This window comes from Bradyrhizobium guangdongense (assembly GCF_004114975.1).
In the GTDB taxonomy this organism is placed as follows: Bacteria; Pseudomonadota; Alphaproteobacteria; order Rhizobiales; family Xanthobacteraceae; genus Bradyrhizobium; species Bradyrhizobium guangdongense.
Window position 1 is genome coordinate 1786172 of sequence record NZ_CP030051.1, and the last position, 16328, is coordinate 1802499.

Consider the following 16328-nt stretch of genomic DNA (forward strand, 5'->3'; position numbering starts at 1 on the left):
CCAAAACCTCTAGCGCCGCGCCTGCGGCCGTGCGCCGCCCTGGGCCTTGATCGCGCGCAGCACTTTTTCAGGCGTAATCGGCAGATCATCGATGCGCACGCCGACGGCGTTGAAGATCGCGTTGGCAACGGCCGGCAGCACCGGATTGGCGCACATCTCGCCGGGACCCTTGGCGCCGAACGGGCCGTCAGGGGCGGGGCGCTCCAGCACCGCAATGTCGTGCGGGCAGATGTCGCCGGGGCCGGGCATCAGATATTCGACGAAGTCGCGTGGGCCGTGCACCGGCTCGGGGTAGTATGGTTCCGGCGTCTCATAGAGCGCATGGCTGACCCCCATCCAGGCGCCGCCGACGAGTTGCTGCTCGACCAGCCGCGGATTGAGTGCGCGGCCGAGCTCATAGGCGGAATCCATGCGCACCATCGCGACCTCGCCGGTCTCGTCGTCAACCTCGACCTCGGCGACGAGACAGGCATGGGCGTAGCAGGTCGCGGGCGACATCTCGCCTGTCTCCGGATCGACGTCCGAGAGCGGCACCAGGAAGATGCCGCGACCGGAGATGGTCTTGCCCTGCTTGAACTGCGCGGCGATCGCGACGTCCTTGGTCGAGATCGAGCGATGTGGCGCGCCTTTCACGTGGATGTTGCCACGTCCGTCGGTTTCGAGATCGGCGGCGTTGACCTCCAGCTCTTCGGCGGCGGCTTCCATCATCACGCCGCGTGCCTCCCGCGCCGCCGCCATCACGGCATTGCCGACGCGGTGAGTGCCGCGCGAGGCGAACGAGCCCATGCAATGCGGGCCGGTGTCGGAATCGGCGGTGTCGACATAGACGTCCTCGACCGGCACGCCCAACGTCTCCGCGCAGATCTGCCGCGTCACCGACTTCATGCCCTGGCCGAGATCGATCGACGACAACGCCACAGTGAACTTGCCGCTCGGGTTGGAGTGCACCAGCGCCTGGCTGGGATCGCCGCCGAGATTCATGCCGATGGGATAGTTGACCGACGCGATGCCGCGTCCACGATGCCGGGTCATCTAGCGCCTCCTGGTGCCGAACACGGAGGAAAAGCGGGTGGCGCCATGCGAAGGCGCGGCCGGCCGCGGCGGAGGTGGTGGCGGCTCACGCGGCGGTTCGCCGGTGACGGTGGGCGGCAGCCGGTCGTAGCTGGTGCGCTGCTGAACAGGGGCGGTTGGCCTCGCGCGAGAGTCCGTCGGCGTCGGCGGGATCACGGCGCGGCTGCCGCCGCCGTCCTTGCGCGAGGATGCGCGCTTGAACTCTTCGCGCAGCGGCCATTTGGCCTTCTCGGCCGCGACCTGGACGCACTCGACGAGCGCGGTATTCTTGGCTTCGCGCCGGTGAGCCTTCATGTCGCCGTCGCGATAGGCGTTGAGGATCCGGAATTCCATCGGGTCCATGCCGATGAGGCTTGCCAGCTTGTCCATCTGGCACTCGATGGCAAAATCCATCGCGGTGACGCCGAAGCCGCGCATCGCGGTCGCAGGAGTGCGGTTGGTGAAGACGCAATAGACGTCGCCGTAGACATTCGGGATGGTGTAGGGCCCTGGCAGATGCGCGGCGCATTTCACGGCTGCGTAGCTGGACAGCCGCGTATAGGCGCCGCTGTCGAAAAGGGCGCGGATCTTGCGTGCGACGATGCGGCCGTCGCGCATCACGCCGTCCTTGATATAGATGCGCTCGGCGCCGCGTGGCGGGCCGTATTGCATCTCTTCCTCGCGGCCGAACACGTAGCGTACGGGCCGCCCGGTCAGCATCGCGCCAAGGATCGCGAGCGGCTCAGTCAGCGTGTCCACCTTGCCGCCAAAGCCGCCGCCGACGGTGCCGCCGATGAAGTGGAAGGTGTTGGAGGGCACGTCCAGGATCTTGGCGCAGGTGTCGACCGAGAAGAACAGCGCCTGTGTCGATGTGTAGACAACGTAGCGGCCGTTCGTATCAGGGGCGGCAATCGCGCCGTTGGTTTCGGTCGGCGCGTGCTCGATCGGCGACATCTGGTAGCGTTGCTCCAGCACATGATCGGCGGTTGCCAGCGCCGCGTCGGCGTCGCCGAAGCGCAGCCTCTGGTGATCGTAGGTCTCGTGATAGGTGAACGTGTTCTTTGGATAGGTCTCGTTGACCACGGGTGCGCCGGGCTTCAGCGCGTCCTCGACGTCGAACACTGCCGGCAACGGCTCGTAATCGATCCTGACCTTTGCGATCGCTTCGAATGCCTCGCGCTCGCTGTCGGCGACGATGGCGAGGATCGGCTCGCCCTTGTAGCGGACTTTGTCGACCGCCAGCGACGGTTCGTCATCCTTGCCGAAATTGATCAGGCTGAGCAGCGTGTTGAGATTTACCGGCACATCAGTGCCTCTGATGATCCGGCGCACGCCGGCCGAGCGTTCCGCCTCTGTGGTGTCGATGCGGCGAATGCGTGCATGCGCCTGCGTCGAGCGGACGACCTTTAGATGCAGCATGCCTTGCAGCTTGTGGTCGTTGAAGTAGCTCGACGTGCCAGTGACATGGCCGAGCATGTCCTGCCGCTGCGTGCCCTTGCCGATTTCCTTTAAGTTGTCGTCGCGCTCGTCGGCGAAGATGTCCTTGCGCAGTTCCAGCATGGCCCACGTTCCCTTACGCGCTGACCCGGCCGCCGGCGGCGGCGAGGATGGCATTGATGATCGGCTCATAGCCGGTGCAGCGGCAGATGTTGCCGGAGATGGCCTCGATGACCTCGTCGCGGCTCGGCGAAGGATTGCGGTCGAGCAGGGCCTTTGCGGCCATCAGCATGCCCGGCGTGCAATAACCGCACTGGGCGGCAAAATTGTCGGCGAAGGCGCGCTGCAGCGGATGCAGGTTCGGACCCTGCCTCATACCGTCGAGCGTCTCGATGGAGCGGCCGGCGACGGTTTCAGCCAAGGTCAGACAGGAGAGGTGAAGCTCGCCGTCGATGAGCACGCTGCAGGTGCCGCAGCCGCCCTGGCCGCAGCCGAATTTCGGCGTCATGTCGCCGATCAGCTCGCGCAACGCGACCAGGAGATTGGTGCCGCCGTCGACGAAGATCGCGACGTCGCGGCCGTTATGGCGAAATTGCAGGGGAATTTTCGACATGGGGCTCTATTCCTGTCCCGACAGCAAACGGCGCAGATGTACGCCGACGATTTCGCGACGATACCAGGCGCTGCCGAGTGCGTTGTCGGCTGGCGATGCTCCTTCAGTCGCGGCGGATGCTGCGGCTGCGATGGTTGCAGCATCCAGCGAGCGGCCCTCAAGAGCCCGCTCCGCAGCGCGGGCGCGGATCTGCGTCGGCGCCATCGAGCCCAGCGCGACCCGCGCGCCGGCAATGCGGCCGCCGGAGATTGGCAGATGCGCGGCCAGCGTGATGACCGAGCCACCCTTCGGCTTGATGCGCGCGATCTTTCGATAGCGGAACGCCTCGGTACTCGCCGGCCGGGTGCAGGAGACCGACAGCACCAGAGTCCCGGCCTGCCGGCCGCGCGCCTGCAAGAACTCCTCGATGGGAATGTCGCGCGAGCCGAAGCCGCCAGCGACGGCGACAGTCGCATCGAGCGCCAGCAGCGCGACGGTGAAATCGCCATAAGGATTTGGCGCGAAGAGATTGCCGCCGACGGTGCCCATGTTGCGGACCGCGGGGCCGCCGATCGAACGGGCAGGGGCGTGCAGGAAGCCCAGGTCGCGCTCGGCAAGGACGCGCGCGAAGGTCACGCCGGCGCCCAGCGTGACGCGCGGGCCCGAGGCATCGATGCGGCTCAGCGCCTGGTCCTGGGCGCGAACGACGGTCGAGATCGACACATCGCCCTCGTTCAGCGCCCGCATCACCAGCGTGCCGCCGCCGAGATAGCGCGCGCTGCGGTCCGAGGACAGCGCGCCGGCCGCCTCGCTGGCGCTTGAGAAAGTCTTCACGGTCACGGCCATCTAGGCGGCCTCCTTCAGATGCCGGCGGATTGCGTCGAACCCGGCCTGGTAAATGTCTTCGGCAACCATGTGGGTGATGCGGTCGCGATCCTCGGGCCGGGTGGTGAAGCGCGACTCCCAGTGCCAAAAGGTGCGATCGCCGTCGGTGACCGGCAGCAGGCGGACATGGGCGACGTAGTTGAACATGGGGATCGGAGTATCGAGCAGGCAGTAGCTGAAGCTTTGTTCGAGGTCCGACAAGGCGAGCAATTGCTCGCGCAGCTCGGCGCCGTCCCTCAGCTTGAACCGCCTGACGCAACCGATCTTGTCGGAAGGATGCGCGCGCTCGATCGAAGAGGTCGCAACCGCCGGATGCCAGTGATCATGCCCGTTGAAATCGCGCAGCAGCGCCCACGCCGCATCCGTCGGCGCGTTGAGGATGGTGCTCTTGACGATGTGCGGCACGGCTAGACCCCGGCGATCTTCTTCACCTCGCCCCGCTTGCGGGGAGAGGTCGCGCCGAAGGCGCGGGTGAGGGGGAGCCTCCGCGAGTCTAACTGCTTTCGTCCCCGGGGAGACTCCCCCTCACCCCGCAGGGGGGGCGAGGGGGCGCAATGTGCCATGGTGTGAGTGTTTGCGATCATCGATCAGCCTCCAAACACGCGCTTGAGGGCATCGAACCCGCCCTGGAACACGCCGCCGCCGATGTTGCCGACGAGCTCGGCCTCGCGCTCCGGCGCGCAGTCGAACTCGGCTGTCCATTCCACGAAGGTCTGATCGCCGTCGGTGACCGGCGTGAGGCGCAAGGTCGCGACGTAGTTCTCGACGCCCATCGGCGATTCCAGGATCGAATAGGTGCAGAACATGTCGTAATCGGAGAGGCCCAGCAGCTTCTCGCGGATGCGGTCGCCGTTGCGCAGGCGAAAGTCGCGCACACAGCCGATCTTGTCCGCGGGCTCGCCGCCCTCGATCCGGCTTTCGGCAATCGCGGGATGCCAGTTCGGCAATCCGTTGAAGTCGCGCACGCGCGCCCAGACGCGATCGTTGCGCGCTTTGACGACGGTGGAGACGTAGACGCGGGCCATGGGTCGGACCTCAGCTCTTCTTGCGCGGACCGCGCTCGGCCGGCGGTTCACCGCCACCTTCAGCCGCAGGCGGCGCTGCCGCCGACTTGTCGCCACCGCCCTTGCGTGCGGAATCCTTGATGCCTTGCATGTCGCGAGCCTCGCGGATCAGGCCCGGCATTTTGGCAAGGCTGCCGCCCTCGACGCCGATATCGGACAGTATGGAGTCGATCAGCGGCGCCTGGACGCGGTAGCGCAGCGCGGAGTCGATCACCTCGTCGGTGGCGCTGCGGCCGCCATTGCCGCCATTGCCATTGCCGTTGAGACCATCGACCTGCAGGATGCGGATGCCCTCGATCTTTTCCATCGGCTTGACGCTCTCGCGCACGATGCCCTCGATCTTGTCGAGCAGCTTGCGGCGGAACAGCGAGTAGCGCGCCTGATCCGTCAGCACGTTCTCAGCCTCGTTGAGCATCCGCTGCGCCTCAGCCTCGACTGCGGCGCGGACACGCTCGGCGTCCGCGGCGATCCTCGTCTCCTCAGCCTGCTTCTCAGCGAGCAGCACCTCGACCGTCTTGCGGCGTTTGGCAATCTCGCTCTCGCGGGCGGTGACGACGCGCTCGGCCGCTTCCGTCGCGCGCATGCGGGCCTCTTCGGCCGCGGCCCGGGCAGCGGATTCTTCGAGCGACTTCTGGTGAATGGCGATCGCCTTTTCCATCAGGACCGTCTCGACCTCCTTCTCGCGATTGACCTCCAACTTACGCAGCTCGCGCTCGCGACCGATCCGGGCCTCGTCGAGGCCACGGTCGGAGGCGATGCGGGCGCGTTCGACCTCTTCGCGCGAGGCGATCTCGGCTTCTTGCAGCGACTGGACGCGCGCGACCTCGAGCTGCTCGATGGCGCGCCGCCGCTCGAGCCGCGCGGCTTCCAGCGCCTGCTCGCGCGAGACATCGGTGGTCTCGACCTCCTTGCGGGCGACGATCTCCGCCTGCCGAACCTGGCGGTCCGCATCGATCCGCTCGGATTTTTTCACCGAGAGGGCGATGACGCGGTCCTCGTCCGCGATCTCGATCGCCTTTTTCTGCTCGATATTGAGCACCTCGCGCTTCTTGGACGAGTTGATCCGTTCGGCCTCCAGCGCGAGATCGACCGTGATGCGCTGGCGCTCGATTGCGTCGCGCCGCTTCAGCTCGGCCGCTTCGAGGACGCCGGTCCGTTCGATTTCGAGCGCGCGGGTCTCGCGTTCGGCCTGGATCCGCTCGGCCGCAACTGCCTTCTCCTGAGCGATACGGGCCGCCTCGATCGCCTCGCGCGAGGCGATGTCGGCTTCTTCGACGGCGCGGTTGCGAGCGATCTCGAGCGAGCGCACGCGCTCTTCCTGGGCGATTCGGCTGGCCTCCGTGGTCTCGCGCGCGGCAATGCCGGCGACGTCGAGCGCCTGGTTGCGCTCGATTTCCAGTTGCCGCGTGCTCTGCTCGGCGGCGATGCGCTCGGCGGCGAGCGTCCGCTCCCTGGCGATGCGGGCGGCTTCGACGGCGCGCTGCGCCTCGATCTCGGCCTCCTGGATGGTGCGGACCTGCTGAATCTCCAGCGCGCGGGTGCGCTCGTCCGAGGAGATACGCTCGACATTCACGATCAAGGTCTGGGCGATACGCGCTTTTTCGGTCGCCTCGCGCGCGGCGATCTCGGCCTCGTCCACGGCACGGGAGCGCTCGATCTCGCGGCGCCGCGTCTCCTCTTCGTTGGCGATGCGGGCATCGGTCACGACCCGGTCCTGCTGGATGCGAGCCTTCTCGATGGCTTCGCGCGCGGCGATCTCGGCCTCCTCGACGGTTCGCATCCGCTCGATCTCGCGTTGACGGACCTCGCGCTCGGAGGCGATGCGGGTGGTATCGATCGAGCGCTGGTTGGCGATCCTTGTCTTCTCGATCTCCTCGCGCGCCAGCAGCTCCTTCTCCTCGATGGTGCGGGTCCGCTCGATCTCCTTCTGACGGGTCTCGCGCTCCGAGGCGATGCGGGCCTCGGCAATCGCCTGGTCGTTGGCGATGCGCGCGCGCTCGATGGCTTCGCGCGCCGAAATCTGTGCCTGCTCGGCTTCGGTCTCGCGCAGGGCCCTTTCGCGGGCAACTTCCGTGCGCTGCAGCGCGCGTCGCATCTCGATGTCGCGTTCCTGCTCCAGTCGCGCCGTCTCGCTTTCCCGCTCGATCTCGAGTGCCTGCCGTTCGGCTTCCAGATTGCGGGTTCGAATCTTGATCATCGAGTCCTGCTCGATGTCGTTGCGCAGCTTGCGCCTTTGCTCGATCTCCTCCATCAACCGGGTCAGGCCTTCGGCGTCGAAGCGGTTCGAGGGGTTGAAGAATTCAAGGTCGGTCTGGTCGAGATCGGTGATGGCGACGGATTCGAGTTCGAGACCGTTCTGGGCGAGGGCTTCCGCCGCATTGGTCTTGACCCGGGCGACATAATCGCCGCGCCGCTCATGCATCTCCTCCATGGTCATCTCGGAAGCGACGGAGCGGATCGCGGAGATGAATTTGCCGGCGAGCAGCGCGTGGAGTTGCTCCGGCTCCATGGTGCGGCGCCCGAGCGTTGCGGCCGCAATCGAGACGGCCTCGCGGGTCGGCTGCACGCGGACATAGAAGTCCGCCTCGATGTCGACGCGCATGCGGTCGCGCGTGATGACGGCATCCTGCCTCGAGCGTACGATGCCCATCGGCAGCACGTTCATGTTCACAGGCGTGTAGGCGTGGATGAAGGGCATCACGAAGGCGCCGCCGTTGATCACCACGCGTTCACCGAGGAAACCGGTCCGGACGAACGACACCTCCTTTGAGGAGCGTTGATAGAGCCAATTGACGATGTAGACGCCGACCACGATGACGATAACAGCGACGATCAGCCAGAGGATGAGCTCGCCGACCAGGATCCCTGACATGTTTCCCTCCCTCGATCTTTCAGGCGTTATGGCGCGCCGATCGCCTTGAATTTGCGGACCTGCTCCGTCAGAGCCCGTTCCACCGGCAGTCGCTCCATCGAGGAAGCGCCGTAGAAGCCGTGGCAGTAGCGGGTGTTCTTCATGATGAAGTCGGCATCCTGGGGATCCGCGATCGGGCCGCCATGGGCAAGCACCAGGATGTCCGGATTGACGCTGAGCGCGGCCGAGGCCCAGGTGTCGATGCGCGCCGGACAGTCCTTCAGCTTAGGCGCGGTCTGCGCGCCGATGGTGCCGCCGGTGGTGAGTCCGAGATGACAGACGATGATGTCGGCGCCGGCGATCGCCATCGCGGCGGCTTCCTTCTCGCTGAAGACGTAGGGCGTCGTCAGCAGGTCCTTCTCGCGCGCCTTGGCGATCATGTCGATCTCCAGCGCATAGGACATGCCGGTTTCTTCAAGGTTCGCGCGGAACACGCCGTCGATCAGCCCAACGGTCGGAAAGTTCTGCACGCCGGCAAAGCCGAGCGTCTTGAGCTGGTCGAGGAATACGTCCATGTCGCGGAACGGATCGGTGCCGTTGACGCCGGCGAGCACCGGCGTCTTGCTGACGACGGGGAGCACCTCGCCGGCCATCTCCAGCACGATGGCGTTGGCGTCGCCGTAGGGCATCAATCCCGCGAGCGAGCCGCGCCCGGCCATGCGGTAACGACCGGAATTGTAGATGACGATGAGATCGACGCCGCCGGCTTCCTCGCACTTGGCCGACAAGCCGGTGCCGGCGCCGCCGCCGACAATCGGCTCGCCGCGTCTTGCCATCTCGCGAAACCGTTTCAACAGGGCTGCGCGTTCAAAACGGGCCATCGGTCACCTCGACACTCTCCGGCGCGCCCCGGCGCGGCCGAACAGCGTTCGGAATGCGCTCACGATGGTCGAGGCGAACTCGGGATCGTTGATGTTTTGCTTGAGGCGGATCAGTTGCCGATTGCCCGTCTGCCGCACCGTGCGCTCCAGCGCTCGGAACAGGGCGGCGTCGGCCTCCGGATTCCAGAATGGCCGACCGCGGGCATCAAGTGCGGAGACCCCGCCCTCGGGCAGGAAGAAGCGCACCGGTCCGTCCATCTGGTTCAGCCGTTCGCCGATCCAGCGGCCGATGCGCTCGTTCTCCTCCGCCGTCGTCCGCATCAACGTCACCTGCGGATTGTGCACGTGGAACTTGCGGCCGCGGTAGCGCTCGGGGATGGTGTCGGGTGCGCCGAAATTGACCATGTCGAGCGCGCCGACCGAGCCGACATAGGGCACACGGGTGCGGATAACAGCGCCGAAGCGATCCTCCGTGGCGGGAAACACGCCGCCCATCAGGAGGTCACAGATCTCGGTCGTGGTGAGATCGATCACGCCGGCGAGCTGGCCGGACTCGACCAGCTTCTCCATCGAGCGGCCGCCGACACCGGTGGCATGGAAGACGAGACATTCGAAGTCGCCGCGCAAATCGGCGGCAATCTTCGAGACCGCCGGCGTGGTGACGCCGAACATGGTGATGCCGACCGAGGGCAAGGCGGCGCTAGTACTTCGCTCGCTGGTCTCGCGTTGATCGAGTCGCGCCTTGACCATGCCGGCGATCGCATGGGCGCCGTTCGACAGCACCGCGCGCGAAATCGAGTTGAGACCCTGCACGTCGGTGACCGAATACATCATGGTGATGTCGGCGGGGCCGACATAGGGGCCCACGTCGCCCGAAGCGACAGAGGAGATGATCAGTTTTGGCACCCCGACCGGAAGGGCACGCATGGCCGGCGCGACCAGCGATGCCGCGCCCGAGCCGCCCGCCGAGATCACACCGGCGATATTGCCCTGGCGCTTGATCCAGTTCGCGAACGCATCCGCCATCGCCGTCACCGCAACACCGCGGTCCGGGCCGAACACGGCAGAGCCACCGCGGCCGTGATTCAGCGCGATCTCCTGGGCCGAGACATCGCACGTGCCGTGCTTGCCGCTGGTGGAGACGTCGACCAGGCGGGTGCGGAGGCCGGTCTCCGCAATGATATCGCGGATGAAGCGCAGTTCCGTGCCCTTGGTGTCGAGCGTGCCGACGACCAGCACGACGGGCGGCCCCGAAGCCTCCGTCGTCACCGGCTCGCGCCTGCGCCGCGCCGTCTCGTCGAGGCGCGCGACCTGGGTCGAGAGCGTACGTGCCGCGGCCTCGATACGTCCGATCGGGACCGGCTGCGACCAGCGTGTCGGCGTGACAGGATTGGAAATGTAGATGCGGATCGGGCCGCTGCTACGCGCAGGCTGCGGGGCCGGCTTCGAGTCGCTGTCAGCGGCGGGCGCATCAATGTCCGGTTCGAGTTCGGCGTGAAGCCCGACACCGAGCAGGCGCTGCTGCAACTCGCGGTCGGCGGCGAGCCGCACAGAGTCGATGATGCGATTGATGCGGCCGTTGACCATGATCGCGACATTGCGCGAGATGGCAGTGGCGACACCGATGTTCTGCTCGATCACGAGTACGGACATATCGCCGTCCTCGCCGAGCTGGATCAACATTTCCTCGACCTGGGCGACGATGACGGGCGCAAGCCCCTCGGTCGGCTCGTCCATGATCAGCAGATGCGGATTGGTCAGCAGCGCGCGCGAGATCGCGAGCATCTGCTGCTCGCCGCCGGAGAGCTGGCCACCGCCATGGTCCCGTCGTTCGGCGAGCCGCGGGAAGGTGTCGTAGATGCGCTCGACCGTCCAGGCGCCGGCGCGCATGCCGCCGGCGAGCCGCAGATGCTCGTCGACGCTGAGCGAGCGCCAGAGCCGGCGGCCCTGCGGGACGTAGCCGACGCCGAGCCGCGCGATCTGGGCCGGTGGCCTCCGTGTGATGTCCTCGCCGCGGACGCGGATCGATCCGCCGCTGACCGGCACAAGGCCCATGATCGCCTTGCACAGCGTGGTTTTGCCCATGCCGTTGCGGCCGACCACGGAGAACACGCCCGTGTCGAGAGAGAGGTCGACGCCCTGCAAGGCATGCGAATGGCCGTAATAGACATCGAGACCGCGGACCTCGAGTGCTGCGGGGGAGCGGCGGACGTCACTCATGGCCGCCTCCGAGGTAGAGTTCCTGCACCTCGGGGTCGGACTGGATCTCTTCCGGCACGCCCTCCTTGAAGATGCGGCCGTTATGCATCATCGTCACGCTCTCGACGACGCGCAGCGCCACGTCCATGTCGTGCTCGATGATGATATAGCCGATATGGTCCGGCAGCGAGGTGAGGATCTCCACCAGCTCGCCGCGTTCGGTCGGCGAGAGACCGGCGGCCGGCTCGTCGAACAGCACGAAGCGCGGCGCACCTGCGAGCGCCAAGGCGATCTCGAGCTGACGCTGCTGTCCATGCGCAAGCTCGGCGACGCGCTGGTCCTTCACCGCGCTCAAATGCACCGCCTGCACCAGATTGTCAGCGGCGTGCATCAACGCATCGTTCTGCCCAGGCCGCAGGAACGAGAACCGGCCGCGCGAGACCCCGCGGCAGGCGAGGTAAACATTTTCCTGCACGGTGAGGCCCGGGAACAGCGCGGAGATCTGATAGGTGCGCCTGAGCCCGCGGCGGATGCGCTCATAGGGCGGGAAGTGCGTGACATCCTCGCCGAAAAAGCGGATCGTGCCTGATGTCGGTGGGAAGTCGCCGGTGATGCAGTTGAACAGCGTGGTCTTGCCGGCGCCGTTGGAGCCGAGCACGGCGCGCCGTTCGCCGGGGCGCACCGTGATGGTGATGTCGGTGAGCGCCGCCAGTGCGCCGAACAGCCGGGTGACGCCGCGCAGCTCGAGCGCCGCACCGGCACCGACTGCGGAAAGGCGCTGGGCGACACTATCCATGGCGGCGCCCTCCGCCCGCGGGATCCGGCTGAAGACGATGGCTCCGACGCCAGCGCTGCCACAGGCCGATCACGCCGTCCGACGACCAGAACACGATGGCGAGGAAGCCGAGTCCGATCAGCAGGCGGAAACGGTTGCCGTCGAGCCCGATCTTGACCAGGAAGTCGAGCGCGAAGGTGCGCAGGAGCACGAAGACCAGTGCGCCGATATAGGGCCCGACCGGCCGCGTGATGCCGCCGACCACGGCGATGATAAGGATATCGATACAGGCGCCGACGCTGACCGAGCCCGGCGAGATCTGGCGATAGTTCCAGACCTGCAGCACGCCCGCGAGGCCCGCGATGAAAGAGGCGACGGCATAGGCTGCGACGCGATGCGCATTGACGTTGAAGCCGAGCGCGGCCATGCGGCGGGGATTGTCGCGGACGCCCTGCAGCGCCAGGCCGAACGGCGCGCGGGAGATGTAGTCAACCGCGAAATAGCAGAGCGCGGCGATCGCAAGCACGACATAATAGAAGGGAATGTCCGCCCGCCAGTCGACGTCCCAGAAATGCGGCGTCGCGACATTGTTGATGCCGGTGTGGCCGTTGAAGATCGCCCAGTTCTGGTTGGTGAAGTAATAGAAGGCCGCGCCGATCGCGAGCGTGATCATGATGGTGTAGATGCCCTCGGTCCGCACCGCGAGCGCGCCGCCGAGCGTGCCGAAGAGCGTCGCCAGCGTCAGCGCCATCGGCACCGCCAGCCACCACGGCCAGCCCAGGCTGATATTGGCGTTGCCGCTGACGCCGAACACCGCGACCATGTAGGCGCAGAAGCCCGCGATGGTTAGCTGCATCAGGCTGACCATGCCGCCATAGCCGGCGAGAAACATCAGGCTGAGCGCGATGGTGCCGAGGATCAGCGTAGTCGCAAAGATCTCGATCAGGAAGAAGCCGTTGGCGATCAGGGGCATGATCAGGAGAATGACCGCCACGATCCAGGCCGCGGGATTGTCGATGTCGGGCCAGCCACGCACGGCCGGCCGCTGCGCCGTCGCGGCGGAGTTTCGGACCTGAATGGGCGCATCGTGGGTGACCGACATGTCAGCGCCTCGCAAGCAGGCCCTGCGGCCGAAGCGCCAGCACCAGCACCATGATCAGAAAGGTCACGACGATGGCGTAGGTCGGGATGTAGACCGAGCCGAGCTGCTCGGCGAGGCCGATGATCAGCGCGCCGAGCGCGGCCCCCGGGATCGAGCCCATGCCGCCGACGATCACGACGACGAGCGAGGCGAGCAGGAAGCGGATGTCCTCGCCGGGTGAGAGCGACTGGAAGGTGCCGCCAACCACGCCGGCGATGCCGGCAAGGCCGGCGCCGAGCGCAAAGACCAGCACGAAGACGACCTGGATACGCACGCCGGTCGCGGCGAGAATGTCGCGATCGTCGACGCCGGCGCGGATGATCATTCCGATCCGGGTGCGGTTGAGCGCGAGCCACATCGCGATGCCGATGATCACGGAAGCCAGGAAGATCACGAGGCGTACCAGCGGGTAGCGCAGGTAAACCGGTTCGCCCGAGGATTTCACCGCGGTGATCAGCGGCAGCTCGATCGGACCGATCAGCCAGTTAGGTGTCTGGATCTGGTAGAAGTCGCCGCCGCAGGCCCACAGCATGAGATCGGCGAACACGATCGAGAGCCCGATCGTCACCATGGTCTGGCGCAGATCCTGGCCCTCCATGCGGCGAAATACGAGGACCTGAAGCAGCACGCCGACCAGTGCCGTCAGGATGAAGGCCACAATGAAAGACAGGATCCAGGAGCCGGTCGAGGCGCTGATGGCGTAGCCGACATAGCCGCCGAACAGGTAGAGCGAGCCGTGCGCGAGGTTCACATTGCGCATCAGGCCGAAGATCAGCGTGAAACCGCTGGCGACGAGAAAATAGAGGCCGCCGAGCGTGATGCCGTTGAAGAGCGCGTTGAGGAATACCCGCTTGCGGCCGATGGCCTCTTCGAGGCCGGGCGGCCACACCGCGAAGATCAACCACAGCGCCACGGCGACCGCGATGATGACGATCAGCGCCCAGGCAGGATGGCGCTCGACAAAGCGGGTCATGATCGCCGCTCCGTCTTCCCCTCTCCCCGCAAGCGGGGCGAAGGGGCACGCAGACCGTTGCCGGCCGCAAGCCCTGCCATGATTATGCGCTCCCTACCGTGCACGATCCTCTTGCCGGGATCGCGTTCCGCCTATCCTAATGGGGCTGACAGAGGGGCATTTGATCGTGAGTATCTTTTCGCGCGCCCCTTAGGCGCGCAAAACCTTGGCCGCGCGGCGATAATCCGTCGGCGCCATGCCGACATTGGCGGCGAAGAAGCGGGTGAAACCGCTCTGCGAGGAGAAACCGAGATCGAAGCCGATGTCGGCGATCGGCACCTCGCTCGCCACCAGCGCCTCCAGCGCCTGCTCCATCATCAGCGTGTTGAGATAGAGGTGGGGCGTGACCCCGGTCTGGGTGCGGAACAGCCGATAGAAGTGCGGTCGCGACAGTCCGGATTCGCGCGCGATGGTGTCGAGCTCGATCTCGGCGCCGGGGCTCTCCGACATCATCTTGATGCATTTGCGCACGCGAAAATCGGTGACCGAACCGTTGGCACGCGGATCGCGCGCGATCCTGGCCTGTTGCCAGCTTTCGTCGTAACAGACGTCGATCAGACGTCTCAGCTCGCCGTCGAGGCTGTTGAGCGAGGGGGCACCGCACACGAGGGCGGCAGCATGCCTGATTTGCCTGTCAAGCGCCTGCGTCCGGGTGAATTGCGTCCGACCGAAGCGCAGCCGGTCGGCGCCGGGCACATCGGGCGCAAACCACTCCGCATTGACATAGAGCACGAAGAAGACAGCACCGCCGTCGAGATCGGAGGGCAGGAAATTGTGCGGCTCCCATGGATTGACCGCAACCACGGAACTTTCCGTGAGCTCGTAACGTCCATCGCTGACGTCGATGGATGCGGGACGCCCCCCGACATGGAAGATCAAATGACCTTCGCGATGTGCGTGGATATTGAAAGGGCGGTTCAACTGATAGACCGTCGCCCGGCCGAAACGGCCGTGGAAGACGGCGAGCGCGCGGCTCATGCCTTCCCTCCCAGTAGCTCTTGCTTTTCCGACAGCGTTCAACAACCTGGGAGAGAATGCAAGGGGGAGCAATATAGCGCCCTTTGCAAACCTCTCCCTGGCCAGTCATCGCTCGCGAACGAGACTACGTCAGTACTTCTTACATTCCGGTACTGTACGGCTTGGCAAACCAATCTTGGCGAACACCGCGGGGTCGTAGCCCAGCGTCTGGTTCACGTCCGGGATCACCTTCACGACTTTCGAGAACAGCGCGCCCTTGCCGTCGTCGACCACTTCGGTGACGAAATTTGTGCCGATCGCCTGACGGTTGGAATCGAGCTTGATTTTGCCGTTGGGTGCATCGAGCTCGATCTTGGCAAGGGCTTCCTTGTACTTGGCCTGGTTGTTGGAGAGATCGCCATTGACCTGGCGGAGCGCCAGGATCAACGCCATGGTCGAGCCATAGTAGTTGGTGGCGAGCAGCGACGGGCTCGGGAAGCGCTTGTTCGGCGGGAAGGCGTCCTGATAATCCTTCACGAACTTCTGCCAGCGCGGATCTTCCCAGGTATCGGCTTGGCCGCTCGCAGCCAGCGTGCCGATCAGTGCGCTCTTGGCATTGCCCTTGGACGACAGAATGGTCTGGTCGATCATGATCGAGCCACCCATCAGATGCGCCTTGCCGCCGGCCTGCTGATATTGGTTGAGGAAGTTGACGGCATCCGCGCCGCCGAGGCCGAGATAGATTGCGTCGACATCGTCGGGCAGGGCGGCGATGACCGAGGCAAAGTCCTTGGTGCCGAGCGGCACCCATTGCCGGTTGGTGACCTGGCCACCGGCGCCGCAAAATTCGAGCACGAGGCCGAACACCTGGGTGTAGATGAACGAGTAGTCTTCGCCGACGGTCGCGATCTTTCGGTAACCCTTGGTCTCATAGGCATACTTGCCGAGGCCCACCTGCCACTGTGCGCCGTCCATGTTGTAGCGGAAGAAGTTCGGCGCAGGATCGACATAGGTCGTTTCCTGGGCGCCCGAGGCGGCGTTGATGAAAGTCAGCTCGGGGTGGGTCTTGGCGAAGTTCTTGACCGCGATGCCTTCGTCTCCGGACAGCGGTGACAGCAGGATCTGCACCTTGTCCTGCTCGATCAGCTTTCGCACCGCGCGGACCGCGGAATCAGGTGTGGCGTCGGTCGAGGCGATGACGAATTCGAGCTCCTTGTCGCCGACCTTCTTGCCGAGCACGTTGAGTGCGGTCTGGAAACCGCGGATGCCGTCCTCGCCAAGGACGGTGTAGGTACCTTCGAGCGTCGCGGTGACGCCGACCTTGATCTTTTCCTGTGCGAAGGCGGTGCCCGACAATAGCAGGCTGCTCAGCGCAATCAGTCCTAGACTGCCTTTCAACATTGCTCTCCTCCCTGGGGCGTTCTTGTCGTTGTTCGGCACCGCACCTCGCGCAACCGCCGCGTGGTGCGATGCTTTTGCAAGGT

14 protein-coding genes are annotated in these 16328 nt (G+C 65.6%); all 14 read right to left on the reverse strand.

Translation table 11 applies throughout. The annotated features are described in order from the left end of the window. Nucleotides 1-9 precede the first annotated feature (9 nt). Nucleotides 10-1032, reverse strand: a complete 1023-nt coding sequence (locus tag X265_RS08580) for a xanthine dehydrogenase family protein molybdopterin-binding subunit (RefSeq protein ID WP_128964413.1) — start codon at nt 1030-1032, stop codon at nt 10-12. After that, entirely contained in the window at nt 1033-2610 is a 1578-nt protein-coding gene (locus X265_RS08585) for a xanthine dehydrogenase family protein molybdopterin-binding subunit (protein WP_128964414.1), read from the reverse strand. Nucleotides 2611-2623: 13 nt separating this feature from the next. After that, nucleotides 2624-3100: a (2Fe-2S)-binding protein gene (locus X265_RS08590; protein WP_128964415.1), complete on the reverse strand. Its 477-nt coding sequence runs from the start codon at nt 3098-3100 to the stop codon at nt 2624-2626. Between the two features lie 6 nt (nt 3101-3106). After that, complete coding sequence (locus tag X265_RS08595; protein ID WP_128964416.1) at nt 3107-3925, reverse strand: FAD binding domain-containing protein; 819 nt, start codon at nt 3923-3925, stop codon at nt 3107-3109. After that, nucleotides 3926-4369 carry an SRPBCC family protein gene (locus X265_RS08600; protein WP_128964417.1) on the reverse strand — a complete coding sequence of 148 codons (444 nt, stop codon included), beginning with the start codon at nt 4367-4369 and terminating at the stop codon, nt 3926-3928. A 182-nt stretch (nt 4370-4551) separates the two neighbouring features. Next, nucleotides 4552-4989 (reverse strand): SRPBCC family protein, encoded by a 438-nt coding sequence (locus tag X265_RS08605; protein ID WP_128964418.1) that lies wholly within the window; start codon nt 4987-4989, stop codon nt 4552-4554. Between the two features lie 10 nt (nt 4990-4999). Next, complete coding sequence (locus tag X265_RS08610) at nt 5000-7900, reverse strand: flotillin family protein (protein ID WP_128964419.1); 2901 nt, start codon at nt 7898-7900, stop codon at nt 5000-5002. Between the two features lie 26 nt (nt 7901-7926). Then, nucleotides 7927-8760 (reverse strand): phosphoenolpyruvate hydrolase family protein, encoded by an 834-nt coding sequence (locus X265_RS08615; protein ID WP_128964420.1) that lies wholly within the window; start codon nt 8758-8760, stop codon nt 7927-7929. A 3-nt stretch (nt 8761-8763) separates the two neighbouring features. Then, nucleotides 8764-10980 (reverse strand): ABC transporter permease, encoded by a 2217-nt coding sequence (locus tag X265_RS08620; protein WP_128964421.1) that lies wholly within the window; start codon nt 10978-10980, stop codon nt 8764-8766. Next, nucleotides 10973-11755, reverse strand: coding sequence for an ABC transporter ATP-binding protein (locus tag X265_RS08625; protein WP_128964422.1), 783 nt, complete (start codon nt 11753-11755; stop codon nt 10973-10975). The genes X265_RS08620 and X265_RS08625 overlap by 8 nt, the downstream gene beginning before the upstream one ends. Then, complete coding sequence (locus tag X265_RS08630) at nt 11748-12836, reverse strand: branched-chain amino acid ABC transporter permease (RefSeq protein ID WP_128964423.1); 1089 nt, start codon at nt 12834-12836, stop codon at nt 11748-11750. Before X265_RS08630 ends, X265_RS08625 begins: the two co-directional genes overlap by 8 nt. A 1-nt stretch (nt 12837) precedes the next feature. Next, on the reverse strand, nt 12838-13848 hold the full coding sequence (locus X265_RS08635) for a branched-chain amino acid ABC transporter permease (RefSeq protein ID WP_128964424.1): 1011 nt from the start codon (nt 13846-13848) through the stop codon (nt 12838-12840). Nucleotides 13849-14037: 189 nt separating this feature from the next. Continuing rightward, nucleotides 14038-14865, reverse strand: a complete 828-nt coding sequence (locus X265_RS08640; protein ID WP_128964425.1) for an AraC family transcriptional regulator — start codon at nt 14863-14865, stop codon at nt 14038-14040. Between the two features lie 129 nt (nt 14866-14994). Next, nucleotides 14995-16245, reverse strand: coding sequence for an ABC transporter substrate-binding protein (locus X265_RS08645; protein WP_128964426.1), 1251 nt, complete (start codon nt 16243-16245; stop codon nt 14995-14997). Between the last annotated feature and the right edge of the window lie 83 nt (nt 16246-16328).